Here is a 16563-nt window from a genome sequence, read left to right as displayed (position 1 = left end):
CTATTTTTGTTTCTCTGCGATTCTTAATTTCGCACTGCGTGCTCTCGGATTGTTTTCCAGTTCTTCCCCGGCCGCAAGAATCGGTTTGCGGTTGATTCGCTTTAAGTCCGGCTGATATTCTTCAGGAATGACAGGCAGGCCTTTAGGCAGGTCCGGTCCTTTTTCATATTCGACGAACATCTGTTTACAGATTCTGTCTTCCAATGAATGGAATGTGATGACAGATACTCTGCCGTCTTTGTTCAATATGTCAATCGCCGCTTCAAGCGATCGTTCAAATACGCCAAGCTCATCATTTACGGCGATTCTGAGCGCCTGGAACACCCTTTTCGCCGGATGGCCGCCCGTGCGGCGGTACTTGTGCGGTATTTGGGACTTTATTATTTCTGTCAATTCCGTTGTCGTCACTATGTTCTGCTCTTTTCTTCTTCGTTCAATTTCTCTTGCGATACGCTTGGAGAACTTTTCTTCTCCGTATCTGAAGAAAATGCTGACAAGCGCTTCGTAAGAATAAGTATTTACAATTTCATACGCATCCAGGGACTGGGACTGATCCATTCTCATATCGAGTCTCGCTTCCCTGGTATGCGAAAACCCCCGCTCGGTAATATCGAGCTGCGGGCTTGATACACCCAGGTCATACATGATTCCGTCAATCTTTTCTATATCCAAAGCTTTCAATTCTTCTGTCAGATTTTCAAAATTACTGTGTACAAGAATCAATCGTTCATCATTTTTAAATTTTTTCTGTGCATGTTCAATCGCATAAATATCCTGATCGAACGCAATCACTTTACCGGTTGTGACTTTACTGAGGAGATATTCAGTATGACCGCCGCCGCCCAAAGTGGCATCCACATAAATTCCATCTTCCTTAACGTTGAGACCGTCCACTGTGTCTTCTAATAATACTGTGTCATGACTGAACACATCGTCACATCCTATAAATCAAAGTCTATTAAGTCTTCTGCTATATCTTCAAAGTTTTCCTCTGAGTCGGAATAGAAATCGGACCATTCTTCTGAATCCCAAATTTCAATCCGGCTGGAAACACCAATTATTGTGCAATCTTTTGAAAGCCCTGCATAAGTGCGTAAATTTTGAGGGATATTGATCCTTCCCTGCTTATCCACCTCGACGACAGTTGCGCCTGAGAAGAATAAACGCATGAATTTACGGGCATCACGTTTTGTCAGTGGCAGGTTTTTCATCTTTTCTTCAATGCGGGACCATTCTTCATGTGTGTAGCCAAAGAGACATTTATCAAGACCCCGTGTAATTACAAACTGCTCTGAAAGATCCTCGCGAAACTTGCTTGGAACGATCATTCTGCCTTTTGTATCGAGTTTATTGTTAAATTCTCCCATGAACATGGTATCCACCTGCCTCTATTTATAAATTACCACATACCACCACTTTTCACCACAAATTATACAAATAAAGTCCGAGGAATTTAAATAAAATAAAAAAAGCGGCTTTCTAAAATTAGAAAGCCGCCGGCTGAATATTGATGTTATGGAGTTTTGATGAGGACTAAATCCGTTGTGTAGGAAAGTGGAGGAAATTCCCTGAAATCCGTCATATATTGCCAAGGGTGGTACATCCGTTCATGCAGTCCGCCGTCCGGCAGTAATTTTTCCTGCAGTTCTGTAAGATCACCCAGTTCTTTTCTTCTGTGCCGCTTCACTTCTGTCTTATATCTGCGCTCCAGATAATCCAGCTGTTTCAGATGATGTTTGAAGTTCGCTTCGACAATATCCGTCATAAAATCCTGGCTGTTAATGTCGTGCAGTTCTTTATAACTGTTTTCGGCACTTTTTGTAATATCATCGATCTTTTGGATGAAGTCGGAATTGACATCGTCTTCCACCATCGTCCGTTTAAGTTCATCGACAGTATCATAAAGCTTTGGAGTGAAATCCAGTTCATGCTTTTTCATCAGCTTTTCAAGACGCGGGGATAGATATTCGAACTCGATGCGCTTTAAAATGATCGGCATATCGACATCCATCACTTCAAACACTTTATGCAGCTCGCCCCAATATTTCACTTCGGCATTGCCGCCTAAAAATATCAGTGTGTTGAACAGCATCTCCTGCATCAGCGGACGCGTCACCACATTATTGCTGAACAGCTCGGGAGACGTTTCAAGCAGGTCAAGAAGTTCTTCTTTAGTATATTTCTCATCTTCAGCTTTAAAATGCGCGCCGTCTTTTTCAAGCAGCGTCCGGACCGTCGGTGCGTTGAGGAACAGATGCACGTTGTTTTCCGTGAAGATCGTCGGTGAAATATCGAGCGCCTCCACCAGCGCTTTCTGGCCGCTCACAAATGCATCATCGATTTCCTCATGGGATTCGATCATCGTTTTGAACATCGCCTTTTCAAACTGTCTCACTTCAGGTGTGTGGCTGTTGAAGATCAAAACACCTTCATCTTTGAAGACATCGTGGACCAGCGCGTGGAACAGCTCAGTCCAGTAAGTGTGCGTATCGATGAATCCAGTCACTTTATTTTTCAAAGCTTTCAAGTCCGCACGGTCGCCGCACATTTCCATGATTTTATCCAGCGTATCCTTCATGGCCTGTTTGTCATATTCATAAAAACCGACACTCATATTGACTTTGAGATTCGGCTTATAGCTGATCTTCTTCTTTTTTCTATGCATGTCGTCATAGACGAATGTATGATTGATCTCTTCATAATCATGATCCTCTCCGGCCACCCAGAAAACAGGTACCGCATCATAATCATATTTTTCTTTCATATCCTTAGTCACGATGATGATGGACATTATTTTATGGATGATATAGCTCGGGCTCATGAACAGACCCGCCTGCTGGCCGCCGATGACTGCCCGGTTGCCGGCCGCAAGCAGTTCCAGGTTCTTCTCCTGTGCATCCGATAAGCCGTATGTCTCCATATCATTTCTTATAATCTCAGCAAGTGCTTTCGTATGATTGTGGGCGGGTCTCGCCAGCACTTGATCGATACTCTTTTCATTTAATGAGAGGTTTTGATAAAATTTAAGTACATCCTCTTCCTGCTGATTAAATTTATCAATAAACTTATCTTTAGAGAATTTCATACATTCAATTTCCATTGTCTTTCTCCTTTGTTACGGTGATTAATTAAAATTATAGATTTTTTCATTTTATAAAACAATTGAACTGTTTGTTAAATATAATATAATGGACGAAAGGAGCGATTTTAATGTCTGAGATCAAACATTTGGCAATCAATTATAAAACTGCCGAGGATTTTAAAAAGTTCGGGGAGTACGGCACCCAGGAACTGCAAATGATGGAAGAGCTTAAAGGGAATGTGATCGATGCTGATATCGATTCGCCGTTTTACGGTATATATGTCGGCGAAAATTTGGCTGCACGCATGTGTCTGTATAGAAAAGAAGATGACAACCGCCCCATCTTCGATCCGCCGCATGACTACCTCGTCATATGGAAACTGGAAGTACTGGAGAAATACCGCGGCAGGGGGTTCGGTTCCAAGCTGATCGATTATGTAAAAGAGCAGAATATGCCGATCAAGGCAATCAGCCGTCAAAACGCCCGTTCATTTTTTGAAGACCATGGTTTTGAAACTTTAAAATACGATATTGAAAGAGACCTTGCAGACAACGCACTGATCTGGTTCCCTGAAGGTTACACTCTGCAGCAATAAAAAAAGATGAGCCTAAGCTCATCTTTTTTAGTTATTTACTACTTCTTCACCTTTATAGCTTCCGCATGATTTACAAACACGGTGTGAAAGTTTCATTTCACCACAGTTTGAACATTCAACCATTCCTGGCGCTGAAAGTTTAATATGCGTACGGCGTTTATTTTTACGAGTTTTAGATGTTCTTCTTTTAGGTACTGCCATGATTAATCCTCCTTTTCTTCATCACTATCAAGTAGTGCTTGTAATTTTTCAAGTCTGGGATCTGTTTTTCCCTCACTCTCGTGAGCAAACTCATCTTCATCGATGACTTCCCAATCTTTTCCACTCCCAAGTGGTTCATCGCTTGTCGTATAAGCGGTTGGAAGGTTCACAATGATGAGTTCCCTGATAACAGGTTCTAAATCCAATGTATGAATCACAGGATGAACATTTTCATCCAGATCATCATCCTCATGGACAGTTTCATCAAAGATTTCCAATGATTCAATTTGAAGCGGGACTTGAATATCTTCAGATGTTCGACTGTCGAGCATGTTGATAATCGCATCGATATAAATCTGCGCATTGAATTGTCTGCTGCGCACAAATATTTCACCTTTAACATTGAGCGATTCAACAGATAAGATATCCTTGCGGTCTGTTAAATTCTCAAGCTCCAGGGATTCATCAAATTTGATCACTTCATCATGGAATTTTCTTAGTTGAGCCAACGTCCATTTCATACTCTTCACCTCTTATGAGCACAAAAAATATTGTACATTTTATGGGGACTTATGTCAAGTTATTTTCTTAACAGATTATTTGATACAATACAGAATAAAGGAGGCCTTTTCAATGAATATCACATCCCTCATCACTGAATATAATCCATTCCATAATGGTCATATATATCATATCAATGAAAGCCGTAAAGTTTCAGATGCCGATATCGTCATCGCCGTCATGAGCGGCAACTTCACACAGCGCGGCGAAGCCGCCATTACGAATAAATTCATCCGGGCCGCACACGCCGTCAAACACGTCGATCTTGTTGTCGAGCTCCCGCTTAAAAACAGCATCAGCTTTGCCGACGATTTCGCACTCGGCGGCGTGAGAATCGCTGAACTCCTCGGGAGCACGCACCTCGTCTTCGGCAGCGAGTCCGGCGACATAAACACCCTCAAACAGTTGTACACCGACAGCCGGGACAACGTCAACAAAGACGAACTGTCCGCACTGATTAAAAAAGGCTACAGCCACCCGCGTGCACTCGCAGAACTGCTCGGCAAGGGTGATCTCAGCGGCTCGAACAACATCCTCGGCCTGAGCTACATACGCGCCATCGAAACGCTCGGCAGCCGCATTACACCGCTCACGATCAAAAGGCAGAGCAACCAGTACAATGAGCCCGACCTGTCCGCCGGTAAATTTTCAAGCGCAACAAGCATCAGGAATAACATTATGACCGGCAGCGGAGAAGCCGTGAAAAATTTTATGCCGCCTGCACTCACAGAAGATATTATTAAAAATAAAACCGTCAGCAATGCGGACTTCTTTCAGACGCTGAAGGTGATCATCACACATAAGAGCCCCGAAGCGCTGCGGGAAATCTATATGATGTCAGAAGGCCTGGAACACCGTCTGAAATCAAATGTCCGCGGCGCGGATACTTATGACGCCTTCATGCACCGCATAAAAACAAAACGCTACACATGGACACGCCTGAACCGTCTGATGACGTGCATCCTTTTAAACATCACTTACAGTGACATGGCCGCACATGATGTTAGAAATATCAATGCCGTGCGTGTACTCGCCATGAACCATTCCGGTCAGGAATATTTGAAGACACTGAGAGATTCAGATGTCGAAATCATTACCAACGTCAATAAAGAAAACAGCCGCCATATCAGCGATGAGATCATGGCGACAGACGTCTATAACATTGCACATCATTCAGCTCACAATGACTTCAACACCCCCGTCATCATCACTCGCTGAATTTATCCTGAAGCAGCATGGCCACATGCGGCGGTACAACATCTTCGATTTTGCCGCCGTATTTCGCCACTTCTTTGACGATGGATGATGAAATGAATGAATAATTGTTGTTTGTCATCATATAGATGGTCTCTATATCGCTGTCTAGCTTTCTGTTCATGCTCGTCAGCTGCATTTCATATTCGAAGTCACTGACCGCACGCAGACCTCTGACAATCGCTTTCGCGCCGACTTCGTGACAGAAGTCCACAAGCAGCCCGTCGAACTGCTTCACTTCCACATTATCCAGATGGTTCGTCACTTCTTCTATCATGTCCACTCTTTCCTGCGGCGTGAACAAACCTTTCTTGGAAGAGTTTCTTAGGACCGAGATGTACACCTTATCAAACACTTTGCTCGTTCTTTCAATAATATCCAAATGTCCATATGTAATCGGGTCGAAACTGCCCGGACAAACCGCTATTCTTGTCATGATGATTTCTCCTCAATATTTTTCAGTATATTTACTTTAACTGTACCATAAACGACCGCCCGTACATTGTCAAAACCGGGATTTTTAAAAGATTCACTCTTCCCCGCTTCAACAACAATCCGGCCGTCTGCATTCAGCAGACCGAGTTTTTTTATTTCCGACAGTGCAAAAGAAACGATATTCTTATCATATGGCGGATCTAAAAAAATCAGGTCGAAGGACTTCTCTCTTTTAGCCAGCGCCTTCAGCGCCCGCCTGTAGTCATTGCGGTATATTTCGACCGGCTCCTCGATACCTTCGGTATTTTTCTTCAATACACCGATCGCATCTTTTGCCCCGTCGATGAAAATACAGCTTCCGGCACCTCTGCTCAGCGCTTCGATGCCGAGTGCACCGGTCCCTGCGAATAAATCCAGCACGTCCCCTTCGAGAGGCCCCAGTATATTGAAGATGTTCTCCCTCACTTTATCCGTTGTGGGCCGTGTGTCCTTATGCGGTAAAGCGGAGATTTTCCTGCCTTTATAATAGCCACTGATTATTCTCATAAAAATCCTCTTTCCATTTTCTGTTGATTTGAGATAAGATGAATAACAGGAGTTGATCATACATGCAAAAATTCATCCGTCTCGGTGACGGCTACGGCGATATTTTCGAGCTTGAAGCCCTCATCGAATATAACCATCAACGTATAAAATCAGGCATCTACCTGCACGTTGAAGACGAACCATCCACCTTTCTACTCGTCATGGAACCCGTGCGTGGAAATTTCCAGGCACTCTATACAATCTACAGAGGCATTCCGATGACAAGCAAGCATCAGCTAAAATATAAAATCATCAATGAAAGCCTTGAAAAATACAACATTCAAAAAGTCGAGATGACCACCCGGACACCGGAAGACTTCCATGATCCTGAACAATATTTCCAATACATGATCGGCGTGCTGAGACTGAATCACCTGCTGCCGCCGATGAACTAGATCACCCTGTAATCTTTCGCCTCATGTTTCTCACGTTCATATTCCCTTTTAATATTGGGATATTGTGAGACAATGACATCAGAGACGTATTTAAGCTTATTCAGCTCTTTCATTGTTTGAGAAACATCTGATTCGTTAATATATATTAATAAGTACTTTTTATCTTTATTTACATAAATCAGATGGCCATAACGTTTTAATTGTCTAATGAATTTATTTTGTTTAAAATAAATGTAAATACCCATTCGTTTCTTTAACATGTTTGTCCCACCCATCTAATTTGTATAAGGATATCATACCATTTTAGAAACAACTTTTTAATAGCATCATACAGAATCATATTGGAGGATATTTTAAATGAGAAAATGTATCAAGAGAGTTTTAACAACAATCGGTGTTGCAGGAGGCATCGTCGGCGGACTCTGGATCGGTACGAAACTTACATCCGAAACAAAAGTCCAGCACATCAAGCCGTACTTTAAAAGACGCTCGCCTTACATCTTCGCACACCGCGGAGGCATGGCACTGGCGCCCGAACATACTAAACTGGCATTTGATAAATCCAGCGAATTCAATGTGGAAGGTTTTGAAGTCGACATCCGCCTGACGAAAGATGAAGAGATCGTTGTCATGCACGATGCATATGTCGACCGGACATCAAACGGCGCCGGCCGCGTCAGCAACATGACACTTGCGGAACTGAAAGCGCTCGACTTCGGCTATCACTTCAGAGACATCGAAGGCAACTCACCGTTCAGAGGCCACGACGATGCGAAAATCCTTACTTTGAAGGAACTGATTGAAAACTATCCGGACAAACTCGTCAATATCGATATTAAAGATAAACCGGAAACTTACGAAGGCAGCCTGATGCCGACGGTACTCTACCGACTGATTAAAGAACTCGGCGCTGAAGACCGCGTACTCGTCACGAGCTTCCACGACGCACAGATCAACAGATTCAAACTGTACTCCGGAGACGAAATCGCACTCGGGGCCGGTGAAGAACAGGTCACAAAAGCTTACTTCAGCTTCAAGACCGGATTCAAACACCTTTACCAGCCGAATGCAGATACATTCCAGATTCCGGTAAACGTCAAAGGCTACCCGCTTGATAATGAGAAATTCATCGCATTCCTGCAAAACATGAACGTCGCAGTAGGATACTGGGTCATCAACGATATGGACAAGATGGACGAACTCATTCAAAAAGGTGCCCACACAATCGTTACAGACTTTCCTGACATCAGCTACCACCTGATGAAACAGAGATACTAAATTAGATGGGACTTATCCAGCCCGGCTCAAGTTGAGCCGGGTATTTTTGTGGAGATTTTAGGCGGCGGCGGTGTTATCGTGGATGTCGCCTGCTCACTTGGCAGTGATTTCAGAGCTGAGTGAGCAGCCAGCTCATTTCATACCCGTTGAGATCACACCGAAAATTCTTATATCTAAACAGCATACGGTATGAAACGTGTAGACAGCATCTGCACAGCAGGAGAACTACTGTCATTATGGTCCCACCCCTTTCACCGTCAACCGGCTCAATCACCATCCCCTGCCGGACTTCCCGCCAAACACCAGGACGCCCTCCATCATCTTTAAGTGGATGATCGAGGGCGTCCGGTTTTTATTATAAAATTTATACTGCACAGGAACAGCTGCCGCCTGTGGCGCAGCCACCGCCTGAATCTTTGGCGAAGAATGGATTATCACTGACGATGTTGACGTGTTCGCTGACGTCTTCGCTCATATGGAAGAGCACTTCGTCGAGGAGTGCCTGGAGCTGATATTCAGCGCGTCTGAATTCCATGACAATCGGATGTAAATCTAATTTTTTCTTATATTGATTGATTTCTCTTCTCTTTGTTGTGAAGTCGGGATGATATTTGCCGAATCGGCTGACTTCTTCAAAGTCTTCCTTCATCCTTTTGAATGTGGAAATGATGTCGAGAACTTCGGGATCATTATTTATAAGATGATTATATTTACAGTAATGTTTAAATTCTTCGGTCTGAGTAATCATATGATTCATCCGGTCCAGCTGGTCCAGCAGTGTTAATTCTTGTAATGTTGTCATAAAAACACCTCTCAATTTATAGTAACAAACTTCATAATTCTTTGCGAGAGTGAAATTCTATTTGCAACTGTTAAGGTTATAGATTAAAATTGAATTAATGTTATTAATGCTAGGGAGGAAATTTCATGATTTTCGAAAACTCTGGTCTTGAGAAAGTAGTTGTGCCTCAAGATGTCTTACAAAATGTTATGAATAAAAATGGATGGGTACTTGGTGGTTCTTGGGATTACGAGCGTATGACTTTTGATTTCAAGTATGAGATTCCTGAAGGTATCTATTATCTGCGCCTGCCGGGCTACGCTGTAGACGGCGATGTGGGTGCAAACGATGCAACAATCCAGCTGATGGACCCTTATATGGGTAAACACTATTTCCCAACAGGTATTGAGTACGGCAGTGACGAACACTTCCCTGAAAGAATTGTCGAGCACGCTGTCAACAATATCCGTAAAGTGACTAAAGAGCTAAAAGTGTTGACTTAATACTTATATGTAAATAAAAACCGGCCGTGACCTCAAATGAAGGTTCACGGCCGGTTTTTTTTATATCCTGAAAATAAAACAGCACCAAAGCCCTGAATACGGCTCTGGTGCATGATTAATATCTATATCCTGTTCATTCCACCTTAATGGAAGATCGCATCAAACAGACCGGCTGTCGAGCCGCCTGGATAGATGATATAAAGCAAAGCATATACCATGATGCCCGTGATTGCTGTCAGGAACCAGATGGTCGCCGCAACCGGGCCGACTTTACGGTGTATGCCGAGTTTCCTTTTAGTCCCGGTAAACAGCTGGTATGCTCCGAGCACGCCGCCTGTTGTGGACAGGATGATATGGCTGATTAAAAACGTTACATAGAAAGGTTTCAGATTATCCGGCCCGCCGAATTGCGTGCTTCCTATAAATACTGTTTTCGATACATAGCCTATAAAGAATATCAGTGCAGCGAGTGCTGCGAGCTTCATCCATTTTTCATGCAGTTCAATCTGTCTGGCACGGATATGCTTTAAACCGATTGCCATGAATATTGCACTCAGGATGATAAAAAATGTATTGATTGTCGGCAGTATAAATTCCATATAGTTATGACTTCTCCTTATTATCTAAACTGACTTTGAAACTCTTTTCTGATTCTTGCTTCTTCAAGTGAACGGCGTGTCACTTCTTCCTCATCACGTCGCTCATCTTTGTACCAGCGGAAGAATATGAATGCGAGCATGAACCCGAAGAACACTTCCTGCATCACTTTCATGATGATTCCGCCCGCCTGCTGATCGTGGATCGGCTCTGAATCTGTAAAGTATTCAGGTCCTGAGATCATACCCTGACCGACAAGACTGTCCAGTGTTCCCGCAGGTACACACAGTTCCATTGCAGACAGCCATGCATCTCCGTCTGTGTAAGTGCTGAACATCGGCTCTGAAGCGAATATGATCAACGCACATGCCGGTGTTAAAAGCACACCGATTCCGAATATATAGAGCATCTTGAACAGTCCGCCCATATGATTCTCTTTCGGTTCAACTTTGTTGAATATCGGATAGAACATTACGAGTGCCAGTACAAATAAAAGTATGATGACTGCGTTATGCGCAACTGCACTCATTTTTAGGCTGTCCATTACAACCGGCAGGTGATACACAGAAAATGTACCATTGAAAAGTATCAATGCAATCAACGGTTTTTTCGCAATTGCAAAAATCTGTTTGACCACCGGAAGACCGACAAGATATTTCTGTAAGTATTCAGGCAGTGCAGCATAAAATAATGGTGCTGCGAGCAGGAATCCAAATGCCATCTGCAGCATGTGGAAACTGAAAAGTATGTGGCTCAGCAAATCTACAGGAGAGCCGTATAAAATATAAATTAAAACCATATTTGTTATGAATATAGCAGATTCTTTATTCGTAATCGGACGTCCGCCTTCAAATTCCCTGTACCATCTTTTAGTCACCAGAAAATATACGACGGTGACCATGACAGTGAATACCAGAAAGAAAGGGCTCCAATTAGCCATGAATCCGAATATAGATATGGACGATAAATTTTCCATTAAAAATCACCCTTTTTCATCACTTATCAACATTATAAGTTTTTTTGTCATTTTTAACAATATACCCAGGGTGCATTACATGACAATATAATGACAAAAGACCAACACATCCCGTGTTGGTCTTTATTGATTATTCGATTGGTGCACCGATCCATACGATATAGACCATGCAGACAACGAATGCGATTGCGAAATACATTCCAGTCATTATGAGCAGTTTGGCAAACTCGTGTCCATTATCTTTCATATGCATGAAATAGTAGAACTGCAGGATGACCTGAATGAATGCAAAACCGAGTACGATTGGAATCGTAAACTGTGCAGGCACATCTGACGCCGCCAGAATGAATGCCATGAATGTCAGGAATATCATCAGCCCGAATGATACGAGCTGATGGCGCATTTCTTTAGTACGCTGGTTTCTCAAGTACTCAAGCTGCGTTTTTGTCATTACTTCTTGATTCATTTCTGCCATCTTATAACACTCCTAACAGGTAAACGATAGTAAAGATGAATACCCATACAACGTCAATAAAGTGCCAGTACAATGCAAAGGTATTTACTTTTGCTGCTGTGTAGACAGATATACCGCGATTAGCGTTACGTAAAATGAGCAATGTCACCCAGATCAGGCCGACAATTACGTGGAAACCATGCGTTCCGATCAGGAAGTAGAATGCACTACCAAATGCGCTTGAACGGAATGAGTGTCCAAGACCGACATATTCCACGAACTCATAAATTTCAAGTGCAAGGAACCCTGCACCAAGAAGTGCTGTAATTCCGAGCCACAACTGCATCTTCTGGAAGTTGTTGTTTCTCATGTGATATATCGCGTACACACTTGTCAGGGACGATGTTAAAAGTAACATCGTCATGACAAATGCAAGCGGCAGGTGGAACAGCTCCGCTGCCAATAAATGATCTTCGCTAGGTACTGAGTCTTTCAGTGCCAGATATGTCGCAAAAAGCGATGCGAATAAAACAGTCTCACCAGCAAGGAATATCCAAAAACCTACAAACTTATTCTTACCTTCTGCCGTAGCAGTTTCGGGATGGACCGGCCATCTTTCGCTAGGCACATTGTATTCCATGTTAGCCATTATTTCGCACCCCTTTCTAATTCTTCAAGATCTTTCTCTATTTCTTCTTTAGTTACGTAATAACCAAGGTCGTCTTTCCATGAACGTACACCCATTGAAATGAATGTGATAGCAAGTCCAATCATAAGGACAGGCAGTGCCCAAGGTTTTACATCCAATGCGGATACTGCATCGATTGCCCAATCTTTACCATCTGCGAAGTACAGTGCACCGAATGATGCAATGAACAGGCCAAGTGCCATGATCAGCGGAATGATTGAGTTGTTCGGCATATGGAAGTCTTCAATAGATTCCGCAGGCATCATCTTGCCGTCGCCTTGTTTCTTCTCAATCCAGTATGGATCCAGTCCGCGGACCAATGGTACTTGTGCAAAGTTGTAATAAGGAACCGGTAATGGCAGTGACCACTCAAGCGTACGGCCGTCTCCCCAAGGATCCGTTCCGACTCTTTCGTTTTTCACAAGTGTCATTATAATGTTGATCAGTAATATGATTACTCCTGCGGCCATGAAGAAGGCCCCGATGGTGGATATCATGTTGGCTGCGTTATAACCCTGTCCGTCAAGGAATGTGAACACACGTCTCGGCATGCCCCACAGTCCAAGGAAGTGCTGGATCAAGAATGTGAGGTGGAAACCTAACACGAACAGCACGAATGTAATCTTACCAAGGACTTCATTCAACATCGTATTGAACATTATCGGCCAGTAGTAGTGGAGACCTGCAAGGAGACCGAATACTACACCACCAACGATAACGTAGTGGAAGTGGGCAACGATAAAGTATGAGTCATGGTATTGATAGTCAGCCGGTGCTGCTGCCTGCATAATACCTGTTACCCCACCCATTACGAATGAAGGGATAAATGCGACTGCGTAAAGCATCGGCGTCGTGAATTCTATACTGCCGCCCCAGATGGTGGCGATCCAGTTGAATATTTTAATACCTGTCGGAACTGCGATGGCCATTGTCGCTACTGCGAAAATAGCGTTTGCTGTAGGTCCAAGACCAACTGTAAACATGTGGTGCGCCCAAACCATGAATCCGAAGAAACCGATAAGGACTGTCGCGAAGACCATCGCTGAGTAACCGAACAATCTCTTACGGGCAAATACTGAGAATATCTCAGAGAATATACCGAACGCCGGAAGTATCAGTATGTACACTTCAGGGTGTCCGAAAATCCAGAATAAATGCTCCCAGATGATTGTGTTACCGCCTGCCTCTACTATGAAGAAGTTTGAACCGAACATACGGTCAAACATAAGCAGGAAGATACCGATTGTAAGCGGTGGAAAGGCGAATACGATAAGAATCGCTGCAACAAGAGTCGTCCATGTGAATAATGGCATTCTCATGTATGTCATACCAGGTGCTCTCATCGTAATGATCGTTGTTGCAAAGTTGATACCTGTCATCAATGTACCCGCTCCTGTAATCTGTAGACCAAGAGTGTAGAAGTTTACGCCGTGTCCAGGGGAGTCGATTGAAAGTGATGCGTAGCTTGTCCAGCCTGCATCCGGTGCTCCGCCCATGAACCATGAAAGGTTAAGGAAGATACCACCAAGAATAAATAACCAAACTGCCAGTGAGTTCAGGAATGGGAACGCTAAGTCACGCGCCCCGATCTGCAATGGAACTACTGCGTTCATAAATGCGAATAGTAACGGCATGGCTGCCAGGAATATCATAGTCGTACCATGCATGGTGATCATTTCGTTAAACAATCCTGCTGATAGGAAGTCGTTGTTTGGAACCGCCAGTTGTAGACGGATCAACATTGCTTCTATACCACCAAGTGCGAAGAAAAATCCACCAGCGATCAAATACAAGATAGCAATCTTCTTATGGTCGACTGTTGTCATATATTCCCAGATTACAGAACCAACACCTTGTTTCTTTGTACTTGTTTGTGCCATGTGTTAGTTCCCCTCCTCTTCATCATTTTCAGAAGACTCTTCTTCGCCTTCTGAACCTTCAGCTTCTGTAGTGTTTGACTGTCTTACTTCTTCAAGAGCCTCAACATCTCCAGAACCTTCTTCAACAGACAACTCCATCAGATAAGCTGAAACTGCTGCAATTTCCTCATCGTTCAACTCATAAGCACCTGTCATTTTATTTCCAGGTTTAAGTGATTCAGGGTCTCTGATCCACTCTTCTAAGTTTTCTTCGTTGTGCTCAAGGTAACCTGCGATCAATTCACGGTCTGCGAAGTTCGTCAGGTTAGGACCCATAGCGCCCGAACCTGTCGGAGTCGTCGCGTGACAGCCCATACATGAGTCAGCGAAGATTTCCTCTCCGGCCTGTGCATCTTCGGAAGATGCCTGAACCGGCTCTTCAACAGCTTTCATGTCTGCCAACCACTGATCGTACTCTTCAGCAGGCAATGCATGAACTTTAAAGTCCATCAGTGCGTGTGAAGGTCCGCAGAGCTCAGCACATTTACCGTAGAATAACTGGTCGCTTTCCTGTGCACTCTCTTCATCAAATATGAGATAGAAACTGTTGATACCGTCAACGTTTGTATCAAGTTTACCGCCTGCAGCCGGCACCCAGAATGAGTGCTTGACGTCTACACCCATAAGGTTGAAGTAGACTCTCTCATCAGTCGGTACTACCATCTCCTGTGAAGTGACTACCTGTTCTGTCGGGTATTCAAACTCCCACCAGTACTGGTAAGCACGAACGTTGATAACGTTCTCTTCAGGGTTGACTTCACCGTCGTCAGTCACACTCGCACTTGTATCCGCCTGTTTAAACACCAGATACACTGTAGGAACTGTTAAAATAATAAGTAAAATGATTGGGATTGAAGTCCAGATAATCTCCAAAGTGTGGTTTGTCGCCACATCCTTCGGCTCGAAATCTTCACCCTTCTTACTACGGCGGTTTTTAGCTACTGCAATAGTAAATAATACTGTAACCACTACTACAACCAAAAGCATAATAACAATTGAAAGTATCATTAAGTTAAACTGCTCCTGACCGACTTCACCAGCAGGTCTGAGAGCACTCAAATGATTCTTACCACAACCAGATAAAAAGACCATAAGGACAGTGATCAAACCAATCCATTTAGCTTTCATCCAATGATTCTTCATGTTTTAACCCCTCTTTCATCCAATAACTTTATATATTCACGAGTAAGCCGGCAATTACAATCATTACAAAGAATATAACGATGTAATTTAGTGAGAAGACAAATACCCGACCGGCATAGCGGTTATAGTCTTCAATTGGTTTAAATCGGTTCAATGATATGTACAGCCAGGCCAAATTTAATGCGGTGGCGAGCAGCACAAACCATAAGCCAAGTTCTACCATTAAAACAGGTGTGAACAAAAGAAGTGTTACCCAAAACACAATTGAGCGTCTTGTTCTTTCATTACCCTTTACAGATGGCAGCATTGGAATCGCGGCAAGCTTATATTCTTCGCTTCTTCTAATTGCTAATCCGTAAAAGTGCGGCATTTGCCAAATGAACATCACGATGAACATCGCCCATGCAATCATATGCAATCCCGGATCAATGACTGCCCAGCCGATTAACGGCGGCATCGCCCCCGGTACAGCCCCGATGATTGTATTGGAAACAAAATGACGTTTCCCAAACATCGAATAAACGACGGTATAGCCAAACGCTGCGACCAGACCGAGCGTTCCGGCAGTTGGATTAACGGAGTATAACATGATCAGCCCAACGCCCAGACAACCGAAACCGATCATTAAAATCTGTTTCCCTGTAAATGTTCCGTCAATACTTGGACGATCTTTTTTTGATTCCATAATCCTGTCTATGTCTCTGTCATAAAAATTATTCAGCGCACAAACTCCACCTATGACAAGTGCTGTCGCTACTGTCATGAGTAATAACAATGGTAAGTTCTGAAAAAATGACAAGCTGTAATACATCACAGCTACAAATCCGGCAGCAAATGCTGGAATAAGATTGGACTTTATTATCCCATCTTTTAATAACGTTTTAACTGCTTTGAATGTTATATCATTTGGATTCTGCTTTACAATCTCACTGTAAGCATCACCTTGCATCTCTACGCCTCCTTTCATAACAGAAACATTTAACTCTAATAATAAATCAGTCGCGACACAAATACTATACAATTCCACAATAAAATTGTTACATTTTATATGTTTCATCAATTGTTCATTAAATCTTCATGAACAGCATGTGTCATAAATGATAAACTGACTTATA

At 43.2% G+C, this 16563-nt stretch carries 21 protein-coding genes; 5 read left to right on the top strand and 16 right to left on the bottom strand.

The annotated features are described in order from the left end of the window. The 3 genes from rsmH to bshC all read right to left on the bottom strand — a co-directional run bounded on the left by rsmH (position 1) and on the right by bshC (position 3100). A complete protein-coding gene (gene rsmH, locus BO48_RS00175; protein ID WP_496365421.1) occupies positions 1-930 on the bottom strand; it encodes a 16S rRNA (cytosine(1402)-N(4))-methyltransferase RsmH in 930 nt (309 codons plus the stop codon). An 11-nt stretch (positions 931-941) separates the two neighbouring features. After that, complete coding sequence (mraZ, locus tag BO48_RS00170) at positions 942-1373, bottom strand: division/cell wall cluster transcriptional repressor MraZ (protein WP_496365420.1); 432 nt, start codon at positions 1371-1373, stop codon at positions 942-944. A gap of 140 nt (positions 1374-1513) precedes the next feature. Further along, positions 1514-3100 carry a bacillithiol biosynthesis cysteine-adding enzyme BshC gene (gene bshC / locus BO48_RS00165; RefSeq protein WP_496365419.1) on the bottom strand — a complete coding sequence of 529 codons (1587 nt, stop codon included), beginning with the start codon at positions 3098-3100 and terminating at the stop codon, positions 1514-1516. Between the two features lie 110 nt (positions 3101-3210). On the opposite strand from bshC, the gene BO48_RS00160 reads away from it, so the two are divergent. After that, positions 3211-3678: an N-acetyltransferase gene (locus tag BO48_RS00160; RefSeq protein ID WP_496365418.1), complete on the top strand. Its 468-nt coding sequence runs from the start codon at positions 3211-3213 to the stop codon at positions 3676-3678. A gap of 27 nt (positions 3679-3705) precedes the next feature. Here the strand turns inward: BO48_RS00160 and rpmF are convergent, their stop codons facing one another. Beyond that, the gene (gene rpmF / locus BO48_RS00155; protein WP_052256701.1) at positions 3706-3879 is read right to left on the bottom strand and encodes a 50S ribosomal protein L32; all 174 of its coding nucleotides are present in this window, start codon (positions 3877-3879) and stop codon (positions 3706-3708) included. Between the two features lie 2 nt (positions 3880-3881). Further along, the gene (locus BO48_RS00150) at positions 3882-4400 is read right to left on the bottom strand and encodes a YceD family protein (protein ID WP_496365417.1); all 519 of its coding nucleotides are present in this window, start codon (positions 4398-4400) and stop codon (positions 3882-3884) included. A gap of 112 nt (positions 4401-4512) precedes the next feature. Between BO48_RS00150 and BO48_RS00145 the strand changes: the two genes are divergently transcribed. Then, complete coding sequence (locus BO48_RS00145; RefSeq protein WP_496365416.1) at positions 4513-5658, top strand: nucleotidyltransferase; 1146 nt, start codon at positions 4513-4515, stop codon at positions 5656-5658. On the opposite strand, the gene coaD is transcribed toward BO48_RS00145, so the two are convergent. Together coaD and rsmD are read right to left on the bottom strand one after the other, a co-directional pair. Further along, positions 5648-6130 (bottom strand): pantetheine-phosphate adenylyltransferase, encoded by a 483-nt coding sequence (coaD, locus tag BO48_RS00140; RefSeq protein WP_496365415.1) that lies wholly within the window; start codon positions 6128-6130, stop codon positions 5648-5650. The two genes, BO48_RS00145 and coaD, sit on opposite strands and share 11 nt — an antisense overlap. Continuing rightward, positions 6127-6675 carry a 16S rRNA (guanine(966)-N(2))-methyltransferase RsmD gene (gene rsmD / locus BO48_RS00135; RefSeq protein WP_496365414.1) on the bottom strand — a complete coding sequence of 183 codons (549 nt, stop codon included), beginning with the start codon at positions 6673-6675 and terminating at the stop codon, positions 6127-6129. Before rsmD ends, coaD begins: the two co-directional genes overlap by 4 nt. A 62-nt stretch (positions 6676-6737) precedes the next feature. Between rsmD and BO48_RS00130 the strand changes: the two genes are divergently transcribed. After that, the gene (locus tag BO48_RS00130) at positions 6738-7109 is read left to right on the top strand and encodes a DUF7147 family protein (protein ID WP_496365413.1); all 372 of its coding nucleotides are present in this window, start codon (positions 6738-6740) and stop codon (positions 7107-7109) included. Here BO48_RS00130 and BO48_RS00125 read toward each other — a convergent pair. Further along, on the bottom strand, positions 7106-7369 hold the full coding sequence (locus tag BO48_RS00125; protein ID WP_496365412.1) for a DUF2129 domain-containing protein: 264 nt from the start codon (positions 7367-7369) through the stop codon (positions 7106-7108). The two genes, BO48_RS00130 and BO48_RS00125, sit on opposite strands and share 4 nt — an antisense overlap. Positions 7370-7466: 97 nt before the next feature. On the opposite strand from BO48_RS00125, the gene BO48_RS00120 reads away from it, so the two are divergent. After that, on the top strand, positions 7467-8387 hold the full coding sequence (locus BO48_RS00120; protein WP_496365411.1) for a glycerophosphodiester phosphodiesterase family protein: 921 nt from the start codon (positions 7467-7469) through the stop codon (positions 8385-8387). Positions 8388-8751: 364 nt separating this feature from the next. Here the strand turns inward: BO48_RS00120 and BO48_RS00115 are convergent, their stop codons facing one another. Further along, positions 8752-9189, bottom strand: a complete 438-nt coding sequence (locus BO48_RS00115; RefSeq protein ID WP_496365409.1) for a YlbF/YmcA family competence regulator — start codon at positions 9187-9189, stop codon at positions 8752-8754. Positions 9190-9314: 125 nt separating this feature from the next. On the opposite strand from BO48_RS00115, the gene BO48_RS00110 reads away from it, so the two are divergent. Then, complete coding sequence (locus tag BO48_RS00110; RefSeq protein ID WP_496365407.1) at positions 9315-9671, top strand: YugN family protein; 357 nt, start codon at positions 9315-9317, stop codon at positions 9669-9671. A gap of 143 nt (positions 9672-9814) precedes the next feature. Here the strand turns inward: BO48_RS00110 and BO48_RS00105 are convergent, their stop codons facing one another. The 7 genes from BO48_RS00105 to cyoE all read right to left on the bottom strand — a co-directional run bounded on the left by BO48_RS00105 (position 9815) and on the right by cyoE (position 16415). After that, entirely contained in the window at positions 9815-10270 is a 456-nt protein-coding gene (locus tag BO48_RS00105; protein ID WP_496365405.1) for a DUF420 domain-containing protein, read from the bottom strand. Positions 10271-10290: 20 nt separating this feature from the next. After that, positions 10291-11244, bottom strand: coding sequence for a cytochrome c oxidase assembly factor CtaG (gene ctaG, locus BO48_RS00100; RefSeq protein ID WP_496365404.1), 954 nt, complete (start codon positions 11242-11244; stop codon positions 10291-10293). Positions 11245-11374: 130 nt separating this feature from the next. Beyond that, positions 11375-11719 carry a cytochrome C oxidase subunit IV family protein gene (locus BO48_RS00095; protein ID WP_496365402.1) on the bottom strand — a complete coding sequence of 115 codons (345 nt, stop codon included), beginning with the start codon at positions 11717-11719 and terminating at the stop codon, positions 11375-11377. Between the two features lies 1 nt (position 11720). Beyond that, complete coding sequence (locus tag BO48_RS00090) at positions 11721-12347, bottom strand: cytochrome c oxidase subunit 3 (protein WP_496365400.1); 627 nt, start codon at positions 12345-12347, stop codon at positions 11721-11723. Then, positions 12347-14266: a cytochrome c oxidase subunit I gene (locus BO48_RS00085; RefSeq protein ID WP_496365398.1), complete on the bottom strand. Its 1920-nt coding sequence runs from the start codon at positions 14264-14266 to the stop codon at positions 12347-12349. Before BO48_RS00085 ends, BO48_RS00090 begins: the two co-directional genes overlap by 1 nt. A 3-nt stretch (positions 14267-14269) precedes the next feature. Beyond that, positions 14270-15448 (bottom strand): cytochrome c oxidase subunit II, encoded by a 1179-nt coding sequence (gene coxB / locus BO48_RS00080; protein ID WP_496365397.1) that lies wholly within the window; start codon positions 15446-15448, stop codon positions 14270-14272. Between the two features lie 28 nt (positions 15449-15476). Next, positions 15477-16415: a heme o synthase gene (gene cyoE / locus BO48_RS00075; protein ID WP_496365396.1), complete on the bottom strand. Its 939-nt coding sequence runs from the start codon at positions 16413-16415 to the stop codon at positions 15477-15479. Between the last annotated feature and the right edge of the window lie 148 nt (positions 16416-16563).

It is taken from the genome of Lacicoccus kunmingensis DSM 17847 (genome assembly GCF_059568765.1).
This window is presented reverse-complemented; position numbering and strand designations above follow the sequence as displayed.

Bases quoted from the DNA above. Each gene is read 5' to 3' on its own strand.
- mraZ (WP_496365420.1), bottom strand. From the start codon at position 1,373: ATGTTCATGGGAGAATTTAACAATAAACTCGATACAAAAGGCAGAATG.
- bshC (WP_496365419.1), bottom strand. From the start codon at position 3,100: ATGGAAATTGAATGTATGAAATTCTCTAAAGATAAGTTTATTGATAAA.
- BO48_RS00160 (WP_496365418.1), top strand. From the start codon at position 3,211: ATGTCTGAGATCAAACATTTGGCAATCAATTATAAAACTGCCGAGGAT.
- rpmF (WP_052256701.1), bottom strand. From the start codon at position 3,879: ATGGCAGTACCTAAAAGAAGAACATCTAAAACTCGTAAAAATAAACGC.
- BO48_RS00150 (WP_496365417.1), bottom strand. From the start codon at position 4,400: ATGAAATGGACGTTGGCTCAACTAAGAAAATTCCATGATGAAGTGATC.
- BO48_RS00145 (WP_496365416.1), top strand. From the start codon at position 4,513: ATGAATATCACATCCCTCATCACTGAATATAATCCATTCCATAATGGT.
- coaD (WP_496365415.1), bottom strand. From the start codon at position 6,130: ATGACAAGAATAGCGGTTTGTCCGGGCAGTTTCGACCCGATTACATAT.
- rsmD (WP_496365414.1), bottom strand. From the start codon at position 6,675: ATGAGAATAATCAGTGGCTATTATAAAGGCAGGAAAATCTCCGCTTTA.
- BO48_RS00130 (WP_496365413.1), top strand. From the start codon at position 6,738: ATGCAAAAATTCATCCGTCTCGGTGACGGCTACGGCGATATTTTCGAG.
- BO48_RS00125 (WP_496365412.1), bottom strand. From the start codon at position 7,369: ATGTTAAAGAAACGAATGGGTATTTACATTTATTTTAAACAAAATAAA.
- BO48_RS00120 (WP_496365411.1), top strand. From the start codon at position 7,467: ATGAGAAAATGTATCAAGAGAGTTTTAACAACAATCGGTGTTGCAGGA.
- BO48_RS00115 (WP_496365409.1), bottom strand. From the start codon at position 9,189: ATGACAACATTACAAGAATTAACACTGCTGGACCAGCTGGACCGGATG.
- BO48_RS00110 (WP_496365407.1), top strand. From the start codon at position 9,315: ATGATTTTCGAAAACTCTGGTCTTGAGAAAGTAGTTGTGCCTCAAGAT.
- BO48_RS00105 (WP_496365405.1), bottom strand. From the start codon at position 10,270: ATGGAATTTATACTGCCGACAATCAATACATTTTTTATCATCCTGAGT.
- ctaG (WP_496365404.1), bottom strand. From the start codon at position 11,244: ATGGAAAATTTATCGTCCATATCTATATTCGGATTCATGGCTAATTGG.
- BO48_RS00095 (WP_496365402.1), bottom strand. From the start codon at position 11,719: ATGGCAGAAATGAATCAAGAAGTAATGACAAAAACGCAGCTTGAGTAC.
- BO48_RS00090 (WP_496365400.1), bottom strand. From the start codon at position 12,347: ATGGCTAACATGGAATACAATGTGCCTAGCGAAAGATGGCCGGTCCAT.
- BO48_RS00085 (WP_496365398.1), bottom strand. From the start codon at position 14,266: ATGGCACAAACAAGTACAAAGAAACAAGGTGTTGGTTCTGTAATCTGG.
- coxB (WP_496365397.1), bottom strand. From the start codon at position 15,448: ATGAAGAATCATTGGATGAAAGCTAAATGGATTGGTTTGATCACTGTC.
- cyoE (WP_496365396.1), bottom strand. From the start codon at position 16,415: ATGAAAGGAGGCGTAGAGATGCAAGGTGATGCTTACAGTGAGATTGTA.